The 18,584-nt window shown below is 64.2% G+C and carries 20 protein-coding genes and 1 pseudogene; 13 read left to right on the top strand and 8 right to left on the bottom strand.

Features of this window, described 5'->3' with window-relative positions:
• Positions 1-40 precede the first annotated feature (40 nt).
• The gene (locus I6F24_RS23375) at positions 41-1,123 is read left to right on the top strand and encodes a COX15/CtaA family protein (RefSeq protein WP_036025409.1); all 1,083 of its coding nucleotides are present in this window, start codon (positions 41-43) and stop codon (positions 1,121-1,123) included.
• Positions 1,124-1,142: 19 nt separating this feature from the next.
• Here the strand turns inward: I6F24_RS23375 and I6F24_RS23370 are convergent, their stop codons facing one another.
• The 4 genes from I6F24_RS23370 to I6F24_RS23355 all read right to left on the bottom strand — a co-directional run bounded on the left by I6F24_RS23370 (position 1,143) and on the right by I6F24_RS23355 (position 4,460).
• Entirely contained in the window at positions 1,143-1,487 is a 345-nt protein-coding gene (locus tag I6F24_RS23370) for a hypothetical protein (RefSeq protein WP_036025406.1), read from the bottom strand.
• A 106-nt stretch (positions 1,488-1,593) separates the two neighbouring features.
• Positions 1,594-2,874, bottom strand: coding sequence for an O-acetylhomoserine aminocarboxypropyltransferase (locus tag I6F24_RS23365; RefSeq protein ID WP_036025404.1), 1,281 nt, complete (start codon positions 2,872-2,874; stop codon positions 1,594-1,596).
• Between the two features lie 150 nt (positions 2,875-3,024).
• Positions 3,025-3,609, bottom strand: a complete 585-nt coding sequence (locus I6F24_RS23360; RefSeq protein ID WP_036010322.1) for a CoA-binding protein — start codon at positions 3,607-3,609, stop codon at positions 3,025-3,027.
• Between the two features lie 26 nt (positions 3,610-3,635).
• Positions 3,636-4,460, bottom strand: a complete 825-nt coding sequence (locus I6F24_RS23355; RefSeq protein WP_225130780.1) for an enoyl-CoA hydratase — start codon at positions 4,458-4,460, stop codon at positions 3,636-3,638.
• 85 nt (positions 4,461-4,545) lie between these two features.
• Between I6F24_RS23355 and I6F24_RS23350 the strand changes: the two genes are divergently transcribed.
• The 6 genes from I6F24_RS23350 to I6F24_RS23325 all read left to right on the top strand — a co-directional run bounded on the left by I6F24_RS23350 (position 4,546) and on the right by I6F24_RS23325 (position 8,222).
• Positions 4,546-4,974 carry a PaaI family thioesterase gene (locus I6F24_RS23350; RefSeq protein ID WP_024341189.1) on the top strand — a complete coding sequence of 143 codons (429 nt, stop codon included), beginning with the start codon at positions 4,546-4,548 and terminating at the stop codon, positions 4,972-4,974.
• A gap of 158 nt (positions 4,975-5,132) precedes the next feature.
• Positions 5,133-5,597, top strand: a complete 465-nt coding sequence (gene rplM / locus I6F24_RS23345) for a 50S ribosomal protein L13 (RefSeq protein WP_018642440.1) — start codon at positions 5,133-5,135, stop codon at positions 5,595-5,597.
• A gap of 1 nt (position 5,598) precedes the next feature.
• On the top strand, positions 5,599-6,078 hold the full coding sequence (rpsI, locus tag I6F24_RS23340; RefSeq protein WP_018642439.1) for a 30S ribosomal protein S9: 480 nt from the start codon (positions 5,599-5,601) through the stop codon (positions 6,076-6,078).
• Between the two features lie 229 nt (positions 6,079-6,307).
• The gene (locus I6F24_RS23335) at positions 6,308-7,528 is read left to right on the top strand and encodes a GGDEF domain-containing protein (RefSeq protein ID WP_036025401.1); all 1,221 of its coding nucleotides are present in this window, start codon (positions 6,308-6,310) and stop codon (positions 7,526-7,528) included.
• 60 nt (positions 7,529-7,588) lie between these two features.
• On the top strand, positions 7,589-7,825 hold the full coding sequence (locus I6F24_RS23330; protein ID WP_036010312.1) for a hypothetical protein: 237 nt from the start codon (positions 7,589-7,591) through the stop codon (positions 7,823-7,825).
• A gap of 100 nt (positions 7,826-7,925) precedes the next feature.
• Positions 7,926-8,222: an antibiotic biosynthesis monooxygenase family protein gene (locus tag I6F24_RS23325; protein WP_025036647.1), complete on the top strand. Its 297-nt coding sequence runs from the start codon at positions 7,926-7,928 to the stop codon at positions 8,220-8,222.
• 82 nt (positions 8,223-8,304) lie between these two features.
• On the opposite strand, the gene I6F24_RS23320 is transcribed toward I6F24_RS23325, so the two are convergent.
• Positions 8,305-9,456 carry an AI-2E family transporter gene (locus I6F24_RS23320; RefSeq protein WP_036010309.1) on the bottom strand — a complete coding sequence of 384 codons (1,152 nt, stop codon included), beginning with the start codon at positions 9,454-9,456 and terminating at the stop codon, positions 8,305-8,307.
• Between the two features lie 135 nt (positions 9,457-9,591).
• Here I6F24_RS23320 and I6F24_RS23315 point away from each other — a divergent pair, with 135 nt between their 5' ends.
• The 3 genes and pseudogenes from I6F24_RS23315 to I6F24_RS23305 all read left to right on the top strand — a co-directional run bounded on the left by I6F24_RS23315 (position 9,592) and on the right by I6F24_RS23305 (position 11,847).
• On the top strand, positions 9,592-10,296 hold the full coding sequence (locus I6F24_RS23315; protein ID WP_036025397.1) for a hypothetical protein: 705 nt from the start codon (positions 9,592-9,594) through the stop codon (positions 10,294-10,296).
• Between the two features lie 90 nt (positions 10,297-10,386).
• Positions 10,387-11,160 carry a gamma-glutamyl-gamma-aminobutyrate hydrolase family protein gene (locus tag I6F24_RS23310; RefSeq protein ID WP_036025392.1) on the top strand — a complete coding sequence of 258 codons (774 nt, stop codon included), beginning with the start codon at positions 10,387-10,389 and terminating at the stop codon, positions 11,158-11,160.
• A 152-nt stretch (positions 11,161-11,312) separates the two neighbouring features.
• Positions 11,313-11,847 (top strand): annotated as a pseudogene (locus I6F24_RS23305) (transposase).
• Between the two features lie 234 nt (positions 11,848-12,081).
• Here I6F24_RS23305 and I6F24_RS23300 read toward each other — a convergent pair.
• On the bottom strand, positions 12,082-12,312 hold the full coding sequence (locus I6F24_RS23300; protein WP_036025386.1) for a hypothetical protein: 231 nt from the start codon (positions 12,310-12,312) through the stop codon (positions 12,082-12,084).
• A 190-nt stretch (positions 12,313-12,502) separates the two neighbouring features.
• Here I6F24_RS23300 and I6F24_RS23295 point away from each other — a divergent pair, with 190 nt between their 5' ends.
• Positions 12,503-13,885, top strand: coding sequence for a nodulation protein NfeD (locus I6F24_RS23295; RefSeq protein WP_036025441.1), 1,383 nt, complete (start codon positions 12,503-12,505; stop codon positions 13,883-13,885).
• A complete protein-coding gene (locus I6F24_RS23290) occupies positions 13,882-14,643 on the top strand; it encodes a slipin family protein (protein ID WP_036025384.1) in 762 nt (253 codons plus the stop codon). The genes I6F24_RS23295 and I6F24_RS23290 overlap by 4 nt, the downstream gene beginning before the upstream one ends.
• Before the next feature lie 156 nt (positions 14,644-14,799).
• Here I6F24_RS23290 and glnA read toward each other — a convergent pair whose 3' ends face one another.
• Positions 14,800-16,209 carry a type I glutamate--ammonia ligase gene (glnA, locus tag I6F24_RS23285; RefSeq protein WP_036010292.1) on the bottom strand — a complete coding sequence of 470 codons (1,410 nt, stop codon included), beginning with the start codon at positions 16,207-16,209 and terminating at the stop codon, positions 14,800-14,802.
• Between the two features lie 153 nt (positions 16,210-16,362).
• Positions 16,363-16,701 (bottom strand): P-II family nitrogen regulator, encoded by a 339-nt coding sequence (locus I6F24_RS23280; RefSeq protein ID WP_007603495.1) that lies wholly within the window; start codon positions 16,699-16,701, stop codon positions 16,363-16,365.
• A 381-nt stretch (positions 16,702-17,082) separates the two neighbouring features.
• On the opposite strand from I6F24_RS23280, the gene I6F24_RS23275 reads away from it, so the two are divergent.
• Complete coding sequence (locus I6F24_RS23275; protein WP_225151820.1) at positions 17,083-18,582, top strand: NAD(P)H-hydrate dehydratase; 1,500 nt, start codon at positions 17,083-17,085, stop codon at positions 18,580-18,582.
• Positions 18,583-18,584 lie beyond the last annotated feature (2 nt).

The raw sequence follows: 18,584 nt of genomic DNA, 5'->3' as shown, positions 1-18,584 counted from the left end.
GTTCAAGTCTCTTCGCCACAGGCTTGGTTTTGTCCTTGAAATGACGACGAATTCCGCCCCATCCGAGCCGCATCGCGCCGTGCGCTGGTGGCTGATCTGTGTGGCCGCGCTGATCGCACTGATGGTGCTGGTTGGCGGTGCGACACGGCTGACGGAATCGGGCCTATCGATCGTCGAATGGAAGCCGGTCACGGGCAGTGTTCCGCCGCTGTCGGAAGCGGCATGGGCCGAGGCGTTCGAGGCCTACAAGAAGATCCCGCAATATCGCGAGCTGAATTCAGGCATGAGCCTGTCCGAGTTCAAGACGATCTTCTGGTGGGAGTGGAGCCACCGGCTGCTCGGCCGCTTCATCGGCGTCGCCTATCTGCTGCCGTTCCTGTTCTTCCTCTGGCGCGGCGGACTGTCGGGTGAGCTGAAGCGCAGGCTGTGGCTGCTGTTCGCGCTCGGCGGCCTCCAGGGGGCGGTCGGCTGGTGGATGGTGGCCTCGGGCCTGACGGAACGCACCGAGGTGTCGCAATATCGGCTGGCGACGCATCTTTCGCTCGCGCTCCTGATTTTCGCCGGGATCGTCTGGACGGTGCGGCGGCTCGAGCAGCGGCCGCAGATCGCGGCGCCGGCTCGGCTGCGGTTCACGAGCGCGGTGCTGCTCGCGGTGACCTTCGTGCAGATCTATTTCGGTGCGCTGGTCGCGGGCTTGCGTGCCGGGCGGGCCTACAACACCTGGCCTGAGATCGATGGGGCGCTCATCCCCTCGGCGGAACGGCTGTGGTTCGAGACGCCGTGGTGGCGCAACATGTTCGACAATGTGCTGACGGTGCAGTTCGAGCATCGCATGACCGCCTACGTGCTGATCGTGCTGGCGCTGCTGCATGCGATCGACGCGGTGCGCTCGCGTGCAGGTGCGGCCGCGAGCGGCGCGTTGTGGCTGTTCGCGGCGGTGAGCGTGCAGGCGGTGCTCGGCATCCTCACGCTGCTCAACCAGGTGCCGATCGATCTCGCGCTGACCCATCAGGCGGTTGCGATCGTGGTGTTGACGCTGGCAGTGATGCAGGTCGAGCGGCTGGCGTCACGGCAGTCTGCGCAGGCGCAGCCGCGCGCGGTCCCCGTGGGTCAGCCCGGCTGATCACCATCAGCCCGGCTGATCAGCAATAGCCGTAGACACCGCACGCGTAGGGCAGGCGCCAGAAATAATCGACCTGTTTCCCGCCGTAATAGGCGCCCTGATAATCGTAGCTCCAGGGGCGGCCGTAATAGCCAGGCAAGGTGTGGGAGCCCGGCAGCAGCGGCGTGCCCGGCAGGTTGCGGATGTAGCTGCCGATGCCGTAGGCCGGCGAGATCAGCGCATCCGGATCGGTTTCGACATAGACCTGAGGTGGGTCCTGCGGCGGCCCGGCCGCGCGCCGCTTCGGCGTCGCCGGCAGATCGGCGGCAATGGCCGCCGAGGCCGTTAGCATCACAGCCAGAGCGGGCACCATCCAGCGCAGCATCGTCGGCTCCGAATCAAAGGGGCGATCCAAGCACGATGTATGAGGCAGATATAGTTAATGAGGGTTAACCGACGGCGGCCAAAACGGCCGCCGTCGTTCCCAGGCGCTACGTCCCCAGCGCCTGTTCCAGATCCGCGATCAGGTCTTCCTTGTCCTCGATACCGACCGAGATCCGGACCACGTCCGGGCCGGCGCCGGACTTGATCTTGGCGGCGTCGTCGAGCTGGCTGTGCGTGGTCGAGGCCGGATGGATCACCAGCGAGCGGGTGTCGCCGACATTGGCGAGGTGCGAGAACAGCTGCAGCTTCGACACCAGGCTGACTCCGGCGTCATAGCCGCCCTTCAGGCTGAAGGTGAACACCGCGCCGGCGCCCTTTGGTGCGTATTTGCGCGCGAGCTGATTGTACCTGTCGCTCGGCAGCCCGGCATAGCTCACCGAGGCCACCGCCGGATGTCCCGCGAGGTATTCGGCAACGGCTTTGGCATTGTCGCAGTGCTTCTGCATGCGCAGCGGCAGAGTCTCGATGCCGGTCAGGATCATGAAGGCGTTGAAGGGCGACAACGCCGGTCCGAGGTCGCGCAGGCCCAGCACGCGGCAGGCGATCGCGAAAGCGAAATTGCCGAAGGTCTCCTGCAGCCGGATGCCGTGATATTCCGGGCGCGGCTCCGAGAGCATGGGGTACTTGCCGCCCGTGGACCAGTCGAAGGTGCCGGCATCGACGATGATGCCGCCGAGCGAGTTGCCGTGGCCGCCCAGGAATTTCGTCAGCGAGTGCACGACGATGTCAGCGCCGTGGTCGATCGGACGGATCAGATAGGGCGAAGCCAGCGTGTTGTCGACGATCAGCGGCACGCCCGCCTTGCGCGCCACGGTCGAGATCGCCTCGATGTCGGTGATGCTGCCGGCGGGGTTGGCGATGGACTCGATGAAGATCGCTTTCGTGCGCGGCGTCACCGCACGCTCGAAGCTCGCGATATCGTCGGGATCGGCCCACACCACGTTCCAGCCAAAGCTCTTGAAGGCGTGCGTGAACTGGTTGATCGAGCCGCCATAGAGCTTTCGCGCGGCGATGAATTCGTCGCCGGGTTGAAGCAGCTGCTGCAGCACCACGACCTGCGCGGCATGGCCGGAAGCGACCGCGAGCGCGGCCGTGCCGCCTTCGAGCGCGGCGACGCGCTCTTCCAGCACCGCATTGGTAGGATTACCGATGCGGGTATAGATGTTGCCGAACGCCTGCAGGCCGAACAGCGAGGCGGCGTGATCGGCATCGTTGAAGACGAAAGAGGTCGTTTGATAAATCGGAGTCGCGCGCGCGCCGGTGGTGGGGTCGGGCTGTGCACCGGCATGCACGGCGAGCGTTGAAAATCCCGGAAGGCGATCGCTCATTTGGGCGTCCTGTTCTTGTGGCCTGAAATTCGCGCGGCATGCTGATCGGCGCCGTGCCCGCCGTCAAGGCGCGGCGTCACATCGGAATCATTTTGGGAACGATCGTGCTGCGCATTGTCGCGTTTGCGAAACGAAGCCTTCGCAATCGCGTCAGCTTTGCTCGCTCTTGTTCTTCGCAGCGCGATCCGATGCGGCGGTGTCGCCACCGCCGACACTCATCCGATTGAGGGACAGCCTCATGCCCTGCGTCGGCGCCGGCGCGCGCTTGGAGCTGAGCGTGCGCGAATTCACGCCCATCCAGGAGATTTCTGACGACAGGCGGCCATATTCGATCTTGGGGCAGCGGTTCATGACCACCTTGATCCCGACTGATTCCGCTTTCGCGGCCGCCGCATCGTCGCGCGCGCCGAGCTGCATCCAGATCACCTTCGGCAGCGGGTCGAGCGTGAGCGCCTCCTCGACGACGGGCATGATGTGGCTCGAGTTGCGGAAGATGTCGACCATGTCGACGGGGCGGCCGATGTCCGACAGTGATGCGACGAACGGCTTGCCGAGCAGCTCCTTGCCGACATGGCCGGGATTGACCGGGATCATGTCGTAGCCGCGCTGCATCAGGTATTTGAACGCGAAATAGCTCGGCCGCACATTGACCGGCGAGGCCCCGACCATCGCGATGGATTTCACGCTGTTGAGGATGCCGCGGATGTAATTGTCGGGATAGGCGTCGTGGTTCATCACTTATCTTTTCTTGTTGGCGGGGGTCATTCATCCCGCCATGTCGGCGCGCGCTTCTCGATGAAGGCGCCGATGCCTTCCTCGGCGTCGCGCGCCATCATGTTCTCGGTCATCACCTCTGCGGCATAGCGATAGGCGTCTGCAAGGCTCATCTCGGCCTGGCGGTAGAAGGCCTCCTTGCCGAGCTTGATCGTGTAGGCGGATTTTAACGCGACCTGTTGCGCGAGCTCGATCGCGGCGCCGAGTTCGGTGCCGGCGGGAACGACACGGTTAACGAGCCCGATCTCGCGGGCGCGGTCGGCCGTGACAGGCTCGCCCGTCAGCAGCATCTCCATGGCCTGCTTGCGCGGGACGTTGCGCGACAGCGCCACCATCGGGGTCGAGCAGAACAGGCCGATATCGACGCCGGGTGTGGCGAACTTCGCCTCGTGCGATGCGATCGCAAGATCGCAGCTGGCGACGAGCTGGCAGCCGGCGGCGGTCGCGATGCCCTGGACGGCCGCGACCACGGGCTTCGGCAGATGCACGACCGCCTGCATCATCGCGCTGCAGGCCGTCATGATCTGCGCAAAATAAGCCCGACCCCGATCCGGATCGGTGCGGCGCGCGGTCAGTTCCTTTATGTCGTGGCCGGCGGAAAAAGCGGGGCCGTTGGCCGCGATGACGGCCGCGCGGATGTGCTTGTCTTCCGCGATTGCGTTTAGGCTCGCATGCAGCTGTCCGATCATCGCCTCGGAAAGGCTGTTGCGCGCGGCTGGTCGGTTCAGCGTGAGCACGGCGACGCTGCCGACGATCTCGCGCAGCAGGATCGGCGGTTGCGGGGTGGGGGCGCGGGCGGCCTGAACGGACATTGACGCGACTTCCGCTAGATGATTGCAATTGGATGACACCGATAACTTAATGTAACAGGGCAGGCGAAGCGAGGGTGGGGACGGCATGGCGTTAGCGAAAATGAGCGTGGCGGAGCTCGAGCGGTTCCTCCGTGACGAGTTTCCCCAGGCCTTCAGCGGTGACGACATCACGATCGAGAGCGCGGACGGCCAGACCAGCCTCTTGCGCCAGCGCTACAGCGAACGGATGTTGCGGCCCGGCGGAACCGTGTCCGGGCCGACGCTGATGGCGCTCGCGGATTTCGCGATGTACGTGGTGCTGCTGTCCGCGATCGGGCCGATCGGGCTCGCCGTCACCACCAATCTCAACATCAACTTCCTGCGCAAGGGCCAGCCCGGGCAGGACGTGCTGGCCGAGGCCCGGCTGCTCAAGCTCGGCAAGCGCCTTGCGGTCGGGGAGGTGAACCTCTTGTCCGGGACCTCACCCGATCCGATCGCCCATGTCACCTCGACCTATTCCATTCCAAACGTTTGAGCTTTTTACAGGTAATATCGCACCATATTTTTAAGTTATTGGGTTTGCTTAGTTATTTTCGGCTCTGGGGCATTGACCGTTGCGCCGCTCTTCTCTAGAACCCCGCGCAGTCTGGTGCGGTGTTCGCGCCGATATCTCCCGTCCACGGAAACTCCGACATGAAAACCTTTTCGGCAAAGCCGGCTGAGGTGACGAAGAAGTGGGTGCTGATCGACGCCAAGGGTCTGGTCGTCGGCCGCCTCGCCACCATCGTCGCCATGCGCCTGCGCGGCAAGCACCTCCCGACCTACACCCCGCACGTCGATTGCGGCGACAACGTCATCATCATCAACGCGCAGCATGCGGTCCTCACCGGTCGCAAGCGCGAGCAGAAGACCTACTACAAGCACACCGGCTATGTCGGCCACGTCAAGGAGCGCACCGCGCGCCAGATCCTCGAAGGCCGTCATCCCGAGCGCGTGCTCGAGAAGGCCGTCGAGCGCATGATCCCGCGTGGTCCGCTCGGCCGCGTGCAGATGGGCAACCTCCGTGTCTACGGCGGCGCCGATCATCCGCACGAGGCGCAGCAGCCCGAGAAGATCGATATCGCCAAGTTGAACCGCAAGAACACGAGGGCCGCATAACATGGCCGAATCCATTCAGTCGCTCGACCAGCTCTCGCAGCTCAAGACGGCGGCCGCGCCCGAGGCGCCCAAGCACGAGAAGAAGGTCGACAAGTTCAACCGCGCTTACGCCACCGGCAAGCGCAAGGACGCGGTCGCCCGCGTCTGGATCAAGCCGGGCGCCGGCAAGGTCACCGTCAACTCGCGCGAGGTCGAGGTCTATTTCGCCCGTCCCGTGCTGCGCATGATGATCGAGCAGCCGTTCTCCGTGGCCCAGCGTTCGGGCCAGTACGACGTGATCTGCACCGTCGCCGGCGGCGGCCTGTCCGGCCAGGCCGGCGCGGTCCGTCACGGCATCTCCAAGGCGCTCACCTATTTCGAGCCGGAGCTGCGCTCCGTGCTCAAGAAGGGCGGCTTCCTCACCCGCGACTCGCGCGTGGTCGAGCGCAAGAAGTACGGCAAGGCCAAGGCCCGCCGGTCCTTCCAGTTCTCGAAGCGTTAATCGCTTTTGTCGCATTCGCCGCGAAAGCGGCTTCAATGAGATGCAAAAGGGCGCTGATTTCAGCGCCCTTTTTGTTGTTCGTTTGTATGCAAATTGATGGCGTGTTTCCCGAAAACTTAGGGACCGGCGAAAACCTGAATGGAACCCGCGAGACCTAGCGTCGCCTTCGGAAGGGCGCGCAAATCGGCTGGGCCGATCGCGTAACTGCTATGTTCTAGAGGGGGCCGACATGATGTCGCTCGATAGCATCACGCTCTATTTGGTCGCCACCATGGTCGCCGCACTGCTCGGCGCCATGATGGTATTTTTCGGCAAGCAGGAGAACAGCCCGGCGCTGAAATGGTGGGGCACCGCCTATCTGCTCGGTGCCGCCTCCGTCGCACTATGGACCGCGGCGGGCGACAGGCTGGGGCCGCACATTTACCTTGCATTGAACGCGGTCGGTTTCGTCGCCTGCGGCATGGTCTGGAACGCGGCGCGCGTCTTCCACGGCCGCAACCCGAACTGGCCGGGGCTCGTGCTCGGCGCGCTCGCCTGGGTCGCTGCTGCGACGCTGCTCGATCCCACGGCATCGATGCTGCGCATGCTCGTCGGTGCTGGCATCGTCTCGGTGTACGCGGCGCTGACTGCGAGCGAGCTCTGGACCGAACGGCGCAAGAGCGTGCAACGGCGCTGGCCCGCCTTCGTGATGCCGGTGATGCACGGCTGCGTGTTGATGCTGCCGATCCTGATCGGCAGCTTCCTGCGCCCGCATGATGCCGGCTTCTCCTCGAGCATCTGGGTCACCGTGTTCGCGGTCGAGCTCATTCTCTACGCCGTCGGTACCGTGTTCGTGATCTTCATGCTGGTGTCGGAACGCACCGTCACCGCGCACCGGACGGCGGCATCGACCGATCCCTTGACCGGCATGCTCAACCGGCGCGGCTTCTCGGAGGCCTGTGCGCGCGTGATCGAGCGCGAGGCCAAGGCCGGGCGGCCGGTGACCGTGATGATCTTCGACATCGACCATTTCAAATCGATCAACGACCGCTTCGGCCATCCCGCCGGCGACGAGATGCTGAAGCTGTTCTCCACCGTCGTGGTCAGCAATTTGCGCATCTCCGACCTGTCGGGCCGCATCGGCGGCGAGGAGTTCGCCGCGCTATTGCCATGCTCACTGGAGGAGGGCGTGCTGGTCGCCGAGCGCGTGCGCGAGGCGTTCGAGACCTCCGGCGTCGTGGTCGACGAAGGTCCGGTCGATACCACCGTCAGCATCGGCGTTGCCGGAGGTCCGGCCGGCACCGAGCTGGAGGTGCTGCTGGCCTCGGCGGACACCGCGCTCTACCAGGCCAAGCGCGGCGGCCGCAACCGCGTCGAGGCGGCCGAGGAGCTGCCGCTGTCGCTGGAGAACTGGCGCCGCCAGAGCGCGGCGCGGACCGGCGCATCGCAGGCGCGTCCGGTCACCGCGTGAGCATGCAGGGCGGGCTTGCGGTAAATCTCTGTTTACCATTCGATCCCTACCATCGTGGTCATGGAATCGATCCGTCGACGGAATCCGCAAGCCGCCCTGATGTCGCTCGAAGCCGAAGCTGCCTCGGCCCGCGGCGGTTTCGCCTGTCTGTTCTCCACTGCGGACGAATACGAGAGCGCGCTGATCACCGAGCGTCGTGCGCAAGGCCGCTACACGCAGCAACGCAGCTACTGGCCGTTCGTGTTGTTCGCGGGTTGTGCGCTGATCGTCGCGGGCACGGTCCTGCTGTTCGCCTGACAGGCCTGCATTTCCAGACCGGGCAGGGCGCCGCTTCAGCGCCTTTTTCTTTGTCGCCATCTGCGGTAGACACGGCCATCAACAAAAGGGTGGAAAGCCGATGATCACCGAGATCGCGCAAATCGACGTCAAGCCGGGCAGCGAGAAGGACTTTGAGGCGGCCGTTGCCAAGGCCAAGGCCGCTTTCGGCCGCTCCAAGGGCTTTCACGGCTTCGAGCTGCACAAGTCGATCGAGAAGCCGCAGCGTTACCGGCTGATGGTGAAATGGGCGACGCTGGAGAACCACACTGTGGACTTCCGCGGCTCGGAGAATTTCACGGAATGGCGCGGCCTGGTCGGCCAGTATTTTGCCGCGCCTCCCGAGGTCGAGCACACCGAGACCGTGCTGACGACCTGAGGCTTTATCTCGGGAGCATCATCTTATCGGAAAACCGCTCCACACTTTCCGCTAACGCGGTCCTCCGGGTCCGGATCATGCTCTAGGCCGCCTCCGCGAGAGGCGACGCCTCGTAGGTCTTGACATGGTCGATCATGACCTTGGCGATCGCGACCAGCGGGAGCGCCAGCGCCAGGCCCCAGATGCCGAACACGACGCCCAGCAGGATCTGGAACGCGAACAGCGTGGCCGGCGGGATGTCGAGTGCCTGGCGCTGCAGGATCGGAGTCAGCACGTAGCTTTCCATGGCGTGCACGCCCATGAACAGCAGAAATGCCGACAAAGCGGGGATCCAGCCGGAGGCGAGGCTCGCCAACACCACGATGACGCCGGCGATGATGGCTCCCACCGTGGGGATGAAGGCGAGCAGGCCCGCCTGGATTCCTAGGATGAACGCGCCGGGGATGCCGATGACGGCAAGTCCGATCCAGGTTACGACACCGACCGCGATCATGACGATGATCTGGGCGATCAGCCAGCGCTCGAGCGTTTCAGCGATACGGTCGATGACGATGGCGAAACGGGTACGGTGCCGCGCCGGTGCCAGGAACAGCAGGCCGTCATGATAGACGCTGGGCTGGGCGGCGAAGGCCAGGCCCAGGAACAGCACGATGAAGATGTTGCCGACGCCGTGAATGGTGCCGAGCAGCAGCTTGAGGGTCTGGCTCACGATCGCCCCGCCGCTGGAGGCGAGCGTGCCGGCACTGGGCAGCGGAGCGCGCGAAGGCGTTGCCGGCGCGGGCGTTGCCTCCGAGGAGGTGTTGGCGGCGGGGTCCGAGGCAGCGTTGCCGAGGTCGAAGAAGCTGGTGTCGATGCCGTGGCTCTCGAGCAGGGACCTGACATTGGTGATCTGCGACTTGATGGTCTTGCTCAGCAGCGAGGCCTGTTCGGCAATGGTGGCGCCGCCGAGATAGGCGACGCCCGCGAGCAGCAAAGCGAGCGCAACGCAGACGATTGCAAGCCGGATCGTGTGAGGCAGCTGGACCCGGCGGCCGAGCGCATTGACCAGAGCGTTGAGACCGAGGCCGAGCAGCATGCCGGTGAAGATCAGCAGCAGGGTGGCGGCAAAATACCAGGTGAAGGCGAGCAGCGCGGTGAACAGAACGACGCCGATGCCTCCGGCCGCGATCGCCCAGGCCTGATCCCGCGCGAGGTCGGCACGGGAGCGGGATCGTTCATCTGCGGGAAAGGTCACATCGTATCCTGTCTTTGGTGGCTGCAATGGGGCACTCTTTCGACAAACACGCTTCCGATCAAGAGCGGCAACGCGCCGGTTTGACGCTGCCGCGCGAACGGTGCAGAGCGGTGGCGAAAAGGAAGTGAGGGGCGCTTGGGCGTTATCAGCAAGTGGGCCGGTCTGCTCGGGCTGTTGGCTTTGCTCGTAGGCGGCGACCAGATCCGGATCAACCGGCCGGACCACAAATACCGCCTGACGGTCGAGGTGACGACGCCCGCCGGGATCAAGACCGGGTCGGCCATTCTCGCTGTCGTGCCCGATCGCAACTATAACCGCAGCGGCCGCACCACGACGCGCGGGGAGGCCGTGTTCGTCGATCTCGGCCAAGGCAAGAACATCGTGGTCTTGCTGGCGCACCAGCAGGGCGCCAAGCTCGACCTCGACGACATCAACTATGTGGCGCTCCGCGCCTATGGCGCCGCGCGCGGCAGCCGGGTGTCGTTCAAGGACATGAGCCGGCAGACCGGCATTGTCCCGGTGCAAGGAGAGCTCATCCCCGTGCTCGTGAGCTTTGGCGATCTCAGGGATCCCAACACCGCGCGCCTTGTCGCCAGCGACAAGGCAGAGGCAATCCTGGGCGAGGGCTATGCGATCCGCAGCTTCTCCGCCGAGGTGGTGCCCAACGGGTTCTGGCCGATCGACTTCGGAGGCGCGCTCGGGGAGCCCGTGACGCGCGGAATCGAGGCCAAGCTTCCCTGGCTGACCGCGCCGGGTGAGACAGCGGCAATCGCACTGAAGGCCGCGGGTCTGCCCGTGGAAGGCGGGTTGGACGCCCGGGAGGCATTTGCGCGAAAATAGCATTGCCGTCCCGCGATCCCCTCTGTTGAATTTGTTCCATCGGAGGGGCATCTTTGGGGGATCTTCTTATCGGGAGGCGCGGAACGACAGATGAGAAAGCCGGTCGTCGGCGTGATCGGGAATTCCTATCGCGTCGAGAATCGATTTCAGGTCCAGATGGTTGGCGAGCGAAACCTGCGCGCCGTGGCCGAAGTCTCCGGCGGCTTGCCGTTGATGTTCGCTGGAGCCCCCGACATCACGGATATCCCGGCGCTGCTCGATACCGTCGACGGCATCATCCTGACCGGGGCCCGGGCCAACGTTCACCCAACCCGCTTCAACGTCGATCCCTGCGAGAAGCACGAACCCTACGACATCCACCGCGACGAAGTTGCGCTGGCCCTGTCGGTCGCCTGCGTCGCCCGCGGCATTCCGCTGTTCGGCATTTGCCGCGGCCTGCAGGAGATGAACGTCGCCTTCGGCGGCTCGCTGCATCCCGAGATCCGCGAGATCCCCGGCCGCATGAACCACCGCATGCCCCGGCTCGAGAACGGCGAGATCCATCCCGATCCGACCGTGGTGTTCGCCGACCGCCACGACGTCGAGCTGACGCCCGGCGGCGCCTTCGCCACGATTCTCGGCTGCGAGAAGATCCGGGTCAATTCGCTGCACGGACAGGGCATTCTCGATCCCGGCAAGCGCGTGCTGATCGAAGGCATCGCCGAGGACGGCACCATCGAGGCGATCCGCATCGCGGAAGCCCCGAGCTTTGCCCTCGGCGTGCAATGGCACGCGGAGTACGACCCGCAGCACAATCCGATCAACCGCAAGCTGTTCGAGGCCTTTGGCGAGGCGCTGGTGACAAGGCAGAAGGCGGAGGCGTAGCCGCGGTCGTGTCCCGGACCAGCTGCAACGCGGAGCGTTGCGGCGCAGAGCCGGGAATCCAGCTTCTGCCACGTTGCGCACTCGGCTTGGACTGAGTAGGGCGGATTAGCCGAAGGCGTAATCCGCCATCTTTAGTTCATGGGGCAGCTGCAATGCCGAACTACCGCCGTGCATTTGTTCCAGGTGGCTGCTGGTTCTTCACGGTCAATCTTCATGATCGTAGGCAGCGGCTGCTCGTCGAGCACATCGCAGCGCTGCGCGCGGCCGTTGCAGCGACCCGTCGGGACTATTCGTTCACTATCGATGCGTTTGTCGTGCTTCCGGACCACCTTCATGCGGTCTGGACGCTTCCCCGCGGCGATGCCGACTTTTCGATGCGGTGGAGATTGATCAAAATGCGCTTCGCGAAGTCCCTGCCGAAGACAGAGCCTTTAACCGCTGTACAGATCGCAAGACGGGAGCGTGGCGTATGGCAGAACCGGTTCTGGGAGCACCTCATCCGCGACGAAACCCGACTATGCACGCCATATCGAGTATTGCTACATCAACCCAGTCAAGCACGGATATGTGACCCGCGTGTTGGATTGGCCGCATTCGTCATTTCACCGAGATGTCGAGGCCGGACTGTTTCCGGCGAATTGGGCAGGAGATAGCAACGCGGATGGTAACTTTGGCGAACGTGCGTGAGCGTCGCACGCAGTAGGCGGATTACGCCTTCGGCTAATCCGCCCTACGAGGACTGTTTATCCAAGGTGCATCCCGAATTTCCGACGGAGTAAACCAATCAGTAGGAATTGCTCCGTCCTGGTTTTTGCGGCTCTGATTTGTTCTTCGAGAACGAATTGGAGTCAGATGCAGAACGAAAGCTGATGGCCGCTCCGTGGCGCAAAATTTCTCTACCGTGTTGAATCGTAGATGCGCTCAGGCTGTGCCCAGCGAGAGCGCCGCGACCGGACTGCGTCCATCGGTCATGCCACCGGCATCAGCCTCACACCGCCCGCTCCATCCGTCGCGCACGATAGGATTGCGTGACATCAGTGTCAGCTTGCGGAAGCTGCTCTCATCCTCATAGCCGGCAGCGCGCGCGATCGTCTTGATTGGCTGCGTCGTCGATTCCAGCGGGGTGCGCGCGTGCTCGACACGGCTGCGCATGATGAAGGATTGCGGCGGCTCGTGCGTGAGTCCTGGAATTTTCGGTTCAACGTACGCTCGCCGAGGCCGAGCGCGTCGGCAATCCTGCATGGGCATTCCCATTGCGTTGCACAATCGCAATGTTGATCTCCACGCGCAGCATTGAGGTTCATGAGAACAATACCATATGCTCTGCAAGGGAGCCCGTGCCGTGCAGACCATGAAGGCGGCCCTCGTTGCGGCGATCACCGTCGTGGCTTTGAGCTGCTGCCTCCTTCCCAGCTCAGCGGAGGAGAGCAAGCGCGTAGCCCTTGTTGTTTCGATCGACGGGGCGATTGGCCCGGCGTCAGCCAGCTACGTGCGGGAGGCTTTGGCCGTGGCGAGCGAGCGGCGCGCCGAGGTCGTGCTTCTGAGGATGAACACGCCCGGCGGGCTCAATTCCAGCATGCGCGAGATCATCGCTGATGTGCTCGCCTCGCCCGTCCCTGTCATTGGCTACGTCGCTCCCTCCGGGGCCCACGCGGCGAGTGCGGGGACCTATATCCTTTACGCGACCCACATCGCGGCGATGGCACCAGGTACCAACATCGGTGCGGCGACGCCGGTCCAGATTGGCGGGCCGCTGCCGGGCCTGCCGAGCGGCACACCCGACAAGGATGGCAAAGACAAGAAGGATGGGCCGAAGGACGCGATGACGGCGAAGGCCACGAACGATGCCGTCGCCTTCATTCGAAGCCTCGCCGAGCTGCGCAACCGCAATGCGGAGTGGGCGGAGAGGGCGGTCCGCGAGGCCGCAACACTCTCCGCCAACGGCGCGCTGGAGGCACATGCCATCGATCTCGTCGCGCGCGATCAGGCTGAATTGCTGCGGCAGGTTGATGGCCGTGTGGTGGAGCTCGCAGGCGGCAGGACGCAACGCCTCGCAACAAAGGATGCTGTCGTTGAAGCCATCGAGCCCGGACGGATATCCCGGTTCCTGGCGGTCATCAGCAACCCGAACGTGGCGTTCATTCTCCTGATGGTCGGCATCTACGGCCTGATCTTCGAGTTCATGTCTCCCGGAGCCGTCGCCCCCGGAGTTATCGGCGCGATCTGCCTGCTGATCGGCCTCTACGCGCTCAATTTGCTGCCGATCAACTATGCCGGCCTCGCCCTGATGCTGGTGGGACTCGTGCTTCTCACCGTCGAAGCCTTCAACCCGACCGTGGTGGTCGGCTTCGGCGGGATCATCGCTTTCGTGCTGGGAGCAATGATGCTCTTCAGGAGCGAGGCGCCTGGATACCAACTGTCCTGGTGGGTGATCGGCACCACTGCGGTCGTGTTCAGCGGCTTTGCTCTGATCGTGCTCGGCTCGCTTCGGCGCGTCCGCAAAGCTCCTGCGCTGGTCGGCGCACAGGCCATGCGCGGTTTGCCCGCCGAGGTTCTCGACTGGAACGGGAACGAAGGTCATGTCTTCGCCCATGGTGAGCGCTGGCAGGCGCGCGGCGCCGAAACCTTCAAGCCCGGAGAGACGGTGGAGGTCGCCAATGTCGTCGACCTGACGCTGCTGATACGCCGCACACCCGCCCGGACAGGCGAGGGAGGTACATCATGACGCTGGAATATCTGACGTATGCGGCGCTTGCGCTGCTTGTCATCGTGTTTCTATCCCAGGCCATTCGAATCCTGCGCGAATACGAGCGCGGCGTCGTCTTCACGCTAGGCCGCTTTACCGGTGTGAAGGGCCCGGGCCTGATACTCCTCATCCCGATCGTGCAGCAACTCGTCAAGGTCGATCTGCGGGTGATGGTGCAGGTGGTGCCGCCGCAGGACGTGATTTCGCGGGACAACGTCTCCGTCAAGGTCAACGCCGTCCTGTACTTCCGCATCGTCGACCCCGAGCGCGCCATCATCAAGGTCGGCGACTACATGGCGGCGACCAGCCAGCTCGCCCAGACCACGTTGCGTTCGGTGCTCGGCAAGCATGAGCTCGACGAGATGCTTGCCGAGCGCGACAGGTTGAACGCCGATATCCAGGAGATTCTCGACAAGCAGACTGACGTCTGGGGCATCAAGGTCACCGGCATAGAGATCAAGGACGTCGATATCAACGAAACCATGGTTCGCGCGATCGCCAAACAGGCTGAGGCGGAGCGCTTGCGGCGAGCCAAGGTGATCAATGCGATGGGCGAGCAGCAGGCCGCCGAAAAGCTCGTCGAAGCCGGCCGGATCCTGGCGCAGGAGCCCCAGGCAATGCAGCTACGTTACTTCGCAGCTCTGCATGACATCGCCGGTGAACGCTCGTCGACCGTGGTGTTTCCGCTCCCCACCGGCCTGCTCGACCATTTGATGCCGCGACCAAACAACCCGTAACAGAAAGCGGCGAGGTGCTGATCGCGAGCGGGCGCCACGGCTCCGGCCGAGCTGCAGCCGGCGTTCACGGCGACGTGGTAGCGGTCGAGACCCCTCAAACGAAAAGGCGCCTCCTTCCGGAAGCGCCTTTTGCTTGTCGCGTATAGTTCGGACCGCTTAGCCCGAATAGTACATGTCGAACTCAACCGGGTGCGGGGTCATCTCGAAGCGCTCAACCTCGGTCATCTTCAGCTCGATATAGGCGTCGATGAAGTCGTCGTCGAACACGCCGCCGGCCTTGAGGAAGGCGCGGTCCTTGTCGAGGTTTTCGAGCGCCTCGCGAAGCGAGCCGCACACGGTCGGGATCTGCTTCAGCTCTTCCTTCGGCAAATCGTAGAGGTCCTTGTCCATCGCCGGACCCGGATCCATCTTGTTCTTGATGCCGTCGAGGCCGGCCATCAGCATCGCGGCGAAGCCGAGATAGGGATTGGCGAGCGGATCGGGGAAGCGCACCTCGACGCGCTTGGCCTTCGGCGAGGCGGTGTAGGGGATGCGGCACGACGCCGAGCGGTTGCGCGCGGAATAGGCGAGCAGCACCGGGGCCTCATAGCCCGGGACCAGACGCTTGTAGGAGTTGGTCGACGGGTTGGTGAAGGCGTTGATCGCCTTGGCGTGCTTGATGATGCCGCCGATATAGTGGAGGCAGGTCTCCGACAGGTCGGCGTATTTGTTGCCGGCAAACACCGGCTTGCCGTCCTTCCAGATCGACTGGTGCACGTGCATGCCCGAGCCGTTGTCGCCGTAGACCGGCTTCGGCATGAAGGTGGCGGTCTTGCCGTAGATGTGCGCGACCTGGTGGATGCAGTATTTGTAGATCTGGATGTGGTCGGCCATCAGCGTCAGCGTGTCGAACTTCATGCCGAGCTCGTGCTGGGCGGAAGCGACCTCGTGGTGATGCTTCTCGACCTTGACGCCCATCTTGGCCATGGCGCCCAGCATCTCCGAGCGCATGTCCTGCACCGAGTCCTGCGGCGGCACCGGGAAATAGCCGCCCTTGGTGCGGACGCGGTGGCCGAGATTGCCGCCTTCATATTCGGTGTCGGAGTTGGTCGGCAGCTCCGAGGAGTCGAGGCGGAAACCGGTGTTGTAGGGGGTGGAGGAGAAGCGCACGTCGTCGAACACGAAGAACTCGGCTTCGGGGCCGACGAACACGGCGTCGCCCACGCCCATCGACTTCACCATCGCCTCGGCCTTCTTGGCGATGCCGCGGGGGTCGCGGTTATAGGGCTCGCCGGTGGTCGGCTCGAGCACGTCGCAGGTGATGACCATGGTGGTCTCGGCGAAGAACGGGTCGATCGTCGCGGTCACCGGATCGGGCATCAGGCACATGTCGGACTCGTTGATCGCCTTCCAGCCGGCAATCGAGGAGCCGTCGAACATCGTCCCTTCGGCGAAGATGTCTTCATCGATCATGCTGACGTCGAACGTGACGTGCTGCCACTTGCCGCGCGGATCGGTGAAGCGCAGGTCGACGTACTTCACGTCGTTGTCCTTGATCGATTTCAGGACGTCTTTGGCGGTCTTCATGCATACCCCTTATGGCTCTGCGGGTCGGTTTCCAGGTGAGCAAGATTGTTCTCGCTTTTGGCGAGTTCGCGCGCGACCGCACAAACGAAATCAGGCCGCCGAAGCAGCCTTATTTCTTGTCAGAGTGTCGCAAAATGCGGGATAGCACCCGGTTCAGATAGCGTCCAGCCCGGATTCGCCGGTTCGGATGCGGATCGCCTCTTCGATGTTGGAGACGAAAATCTTGCCGTCGCCGATGCGGCCGGTCTGCGCGGCGCGGCGGATCGCGTCGATGGCCCGCTCGACCAGATCGTCGCCGATCACGATCTCGATTTTGACCTTCGGCAGGAAGTCGACGATGTATTCTGCGCCGCGGTAAAGTTCGGCGTGACCCTTCTGCCGGCCAAAGCCCTTGGCCTCGGTGACGGTGATGCCCTGCAGACCGACTTCTTGAAGCGCTTCCTTCACCTCGTCGAGCTTGAATGGCTTGATGATGGCTTCGATTTTCTTCACTGCGCGACTCCCGGCCTTTCGATCCAATAGCAACGTCTTCGTCAGGACGCGCATTTCTCAACGCACGATCTTGTCTTCTCTGTGCCGGGATCCCTGACCCGTCCGGCAACAACGGCCGGCCACGCCCTTCAAGATGTCAGTGAGCACGACGAACCGAAGCGGCTTCCTCGAAAGCAGGGTCTATGCCAAGTTGCAAATGCCCTGATTATCGGAGCGTTATCAGCCTTTTAACGAGCATCTCTGAGTGATGGTGCCGACCTGCACAAAATACCGAAGACCGAAAAATAGGCAAACGGTTCAATATATGTGCATTTCGACGTTCCCACCGCCGGATCGGCGCAAAAGATGCCTGTTCAAGAGGCGTTTGTACTAGGAAGTGGCATGGAAGTTCTGACCAACGCCGAAATGCAGCGAGCCGACCAGCTTGCCATCGCGGCCGGCACGCCCGGTTTCAAGCTGATGCTCAGCGCCGGCCAGGCGGTCGCCGAGGCCGCCCATGCGCTGGTGGAGGAGGGGCCGATCCTGATCGTCGCCGGCCCCGGCAACAATGGCGGGGACGGTTTCGTGGCCGCGGCCGAGCTCGCCGCGCAGGGGCGCGAGGTCTCGGTGATCCTGATGTGCGAGCGGGACCAGCTCCAGGGCGATGCCGCCTCGGCCGCGCGCGGCTGGAAGCACCCGGTGCTGCCGTTCAACCCGCAGGCGATCGGCAGGCCTGCGCTGATCATCGATGCGCTGTTCGGCGCCGGCCTCAGCCGCACCGTGGATGGCGAAGCGCGCGCCATGATCGAGGCGATCAACGCCAACGGTGCCCCGGTGCTGGCGGTCGACCTGCCGAGCGGCATCAACGGCACCAGCGCGGCGGTGCTGGGCGTGGCGGTGAACGCCACCGAGACCGTCACCTTCTTCCGCAAGAAGCCGGCGCATCTGCTGTTGCCCGGGCGCATGCATTGCGGCCGCGTGCGCGTTGCCGACATCGGCATCGATGCGCAGGTGCTGGAGGAGATCGCGCCGCAGACCTTCGAGAACGATCCGGATCTCTGGGGCACCGCCTTTCCGGTCCCGCGCATCGACGGCCACAAATACGCGCGCGGTCACGTGCTGGCGGTCTCAGGCGATGCAGCCGCGACCGGCGCAGCACGGCTCGCCGCGCGCGGCGCGCTGCGCGCCGGTGCGGGCCTCGTGACGCTGGCGAGCCCGCGCGATGCACTCGCGATCAATGCTGCCGCGCTCACCGCGGTGATGGTGCGCCCCGTCGACAGCGCGGTCGAGTTCGGCGAGCTGCTCGGCGACAAGCGCTATAACACCTGCATCATCGGTCCCGGCGCCGGCATCGGCGAACGCACCTGCGACATGGTCCACACCGCGCTTGCCGCGCAGCGGCATCTGGTGCTCGATGCGGATGCGTTGACCAGCTTTGCCGCAACGCCCGAGCGCCTGTTCGAATCGATCAAGCCCTCGCAGGACAATGCGGTGGTCCTGACCCCGCACGAAGGCGAGTTTCCGCGCCTGTTCTCCGACCTCAGCAACAAGCATCCCGGCCGTTCCAAGCTCGAGCGCGTCCGCGCCGCCGCCGAGCGCTGCGGCGCCGTCGTGCTGCTGAAGGGCCCGGACACCACAATCGCCGCCCCCGACGGCCGCGCCACCATCGCCGCCAATGCGCCGCCCTGGCTTGCCACGGCCGGCGCCGGCGACGTGCTGTCCGGGATCATCGCCGGGCTTCTGGCACAGGGCGTGCCGGCGTTCGAGGCCGCCAGCATCGGCGTCTGGATGCACGGCGAGGCGGGAAGCGAAGCCGGGCCGGGCCTGATCGCGGAGGACCTCACCGAGACGCTGCCGGCCGTGCACCGGCGGATCTATGACGCGCTGGGCATCGAATACTGAGC

The sequence above is a fragment of the Bradyrhizobium sp. BRP23 genome (assembly GCF_020194135.1).
In the GTDB taxonomy this organism is placed as follows: Bacteria; Pseudomonadota; Alphaproteobacteria; order Rhizobiales; family Xanthobacteraceae; genus Bradyrhizobium; species Bradyrhizobium yuanmingense.
Note: the sequence above shows the minus strand (reverse complement) of the source record. Positions and strands in the feature narration are given on the sequence as shown.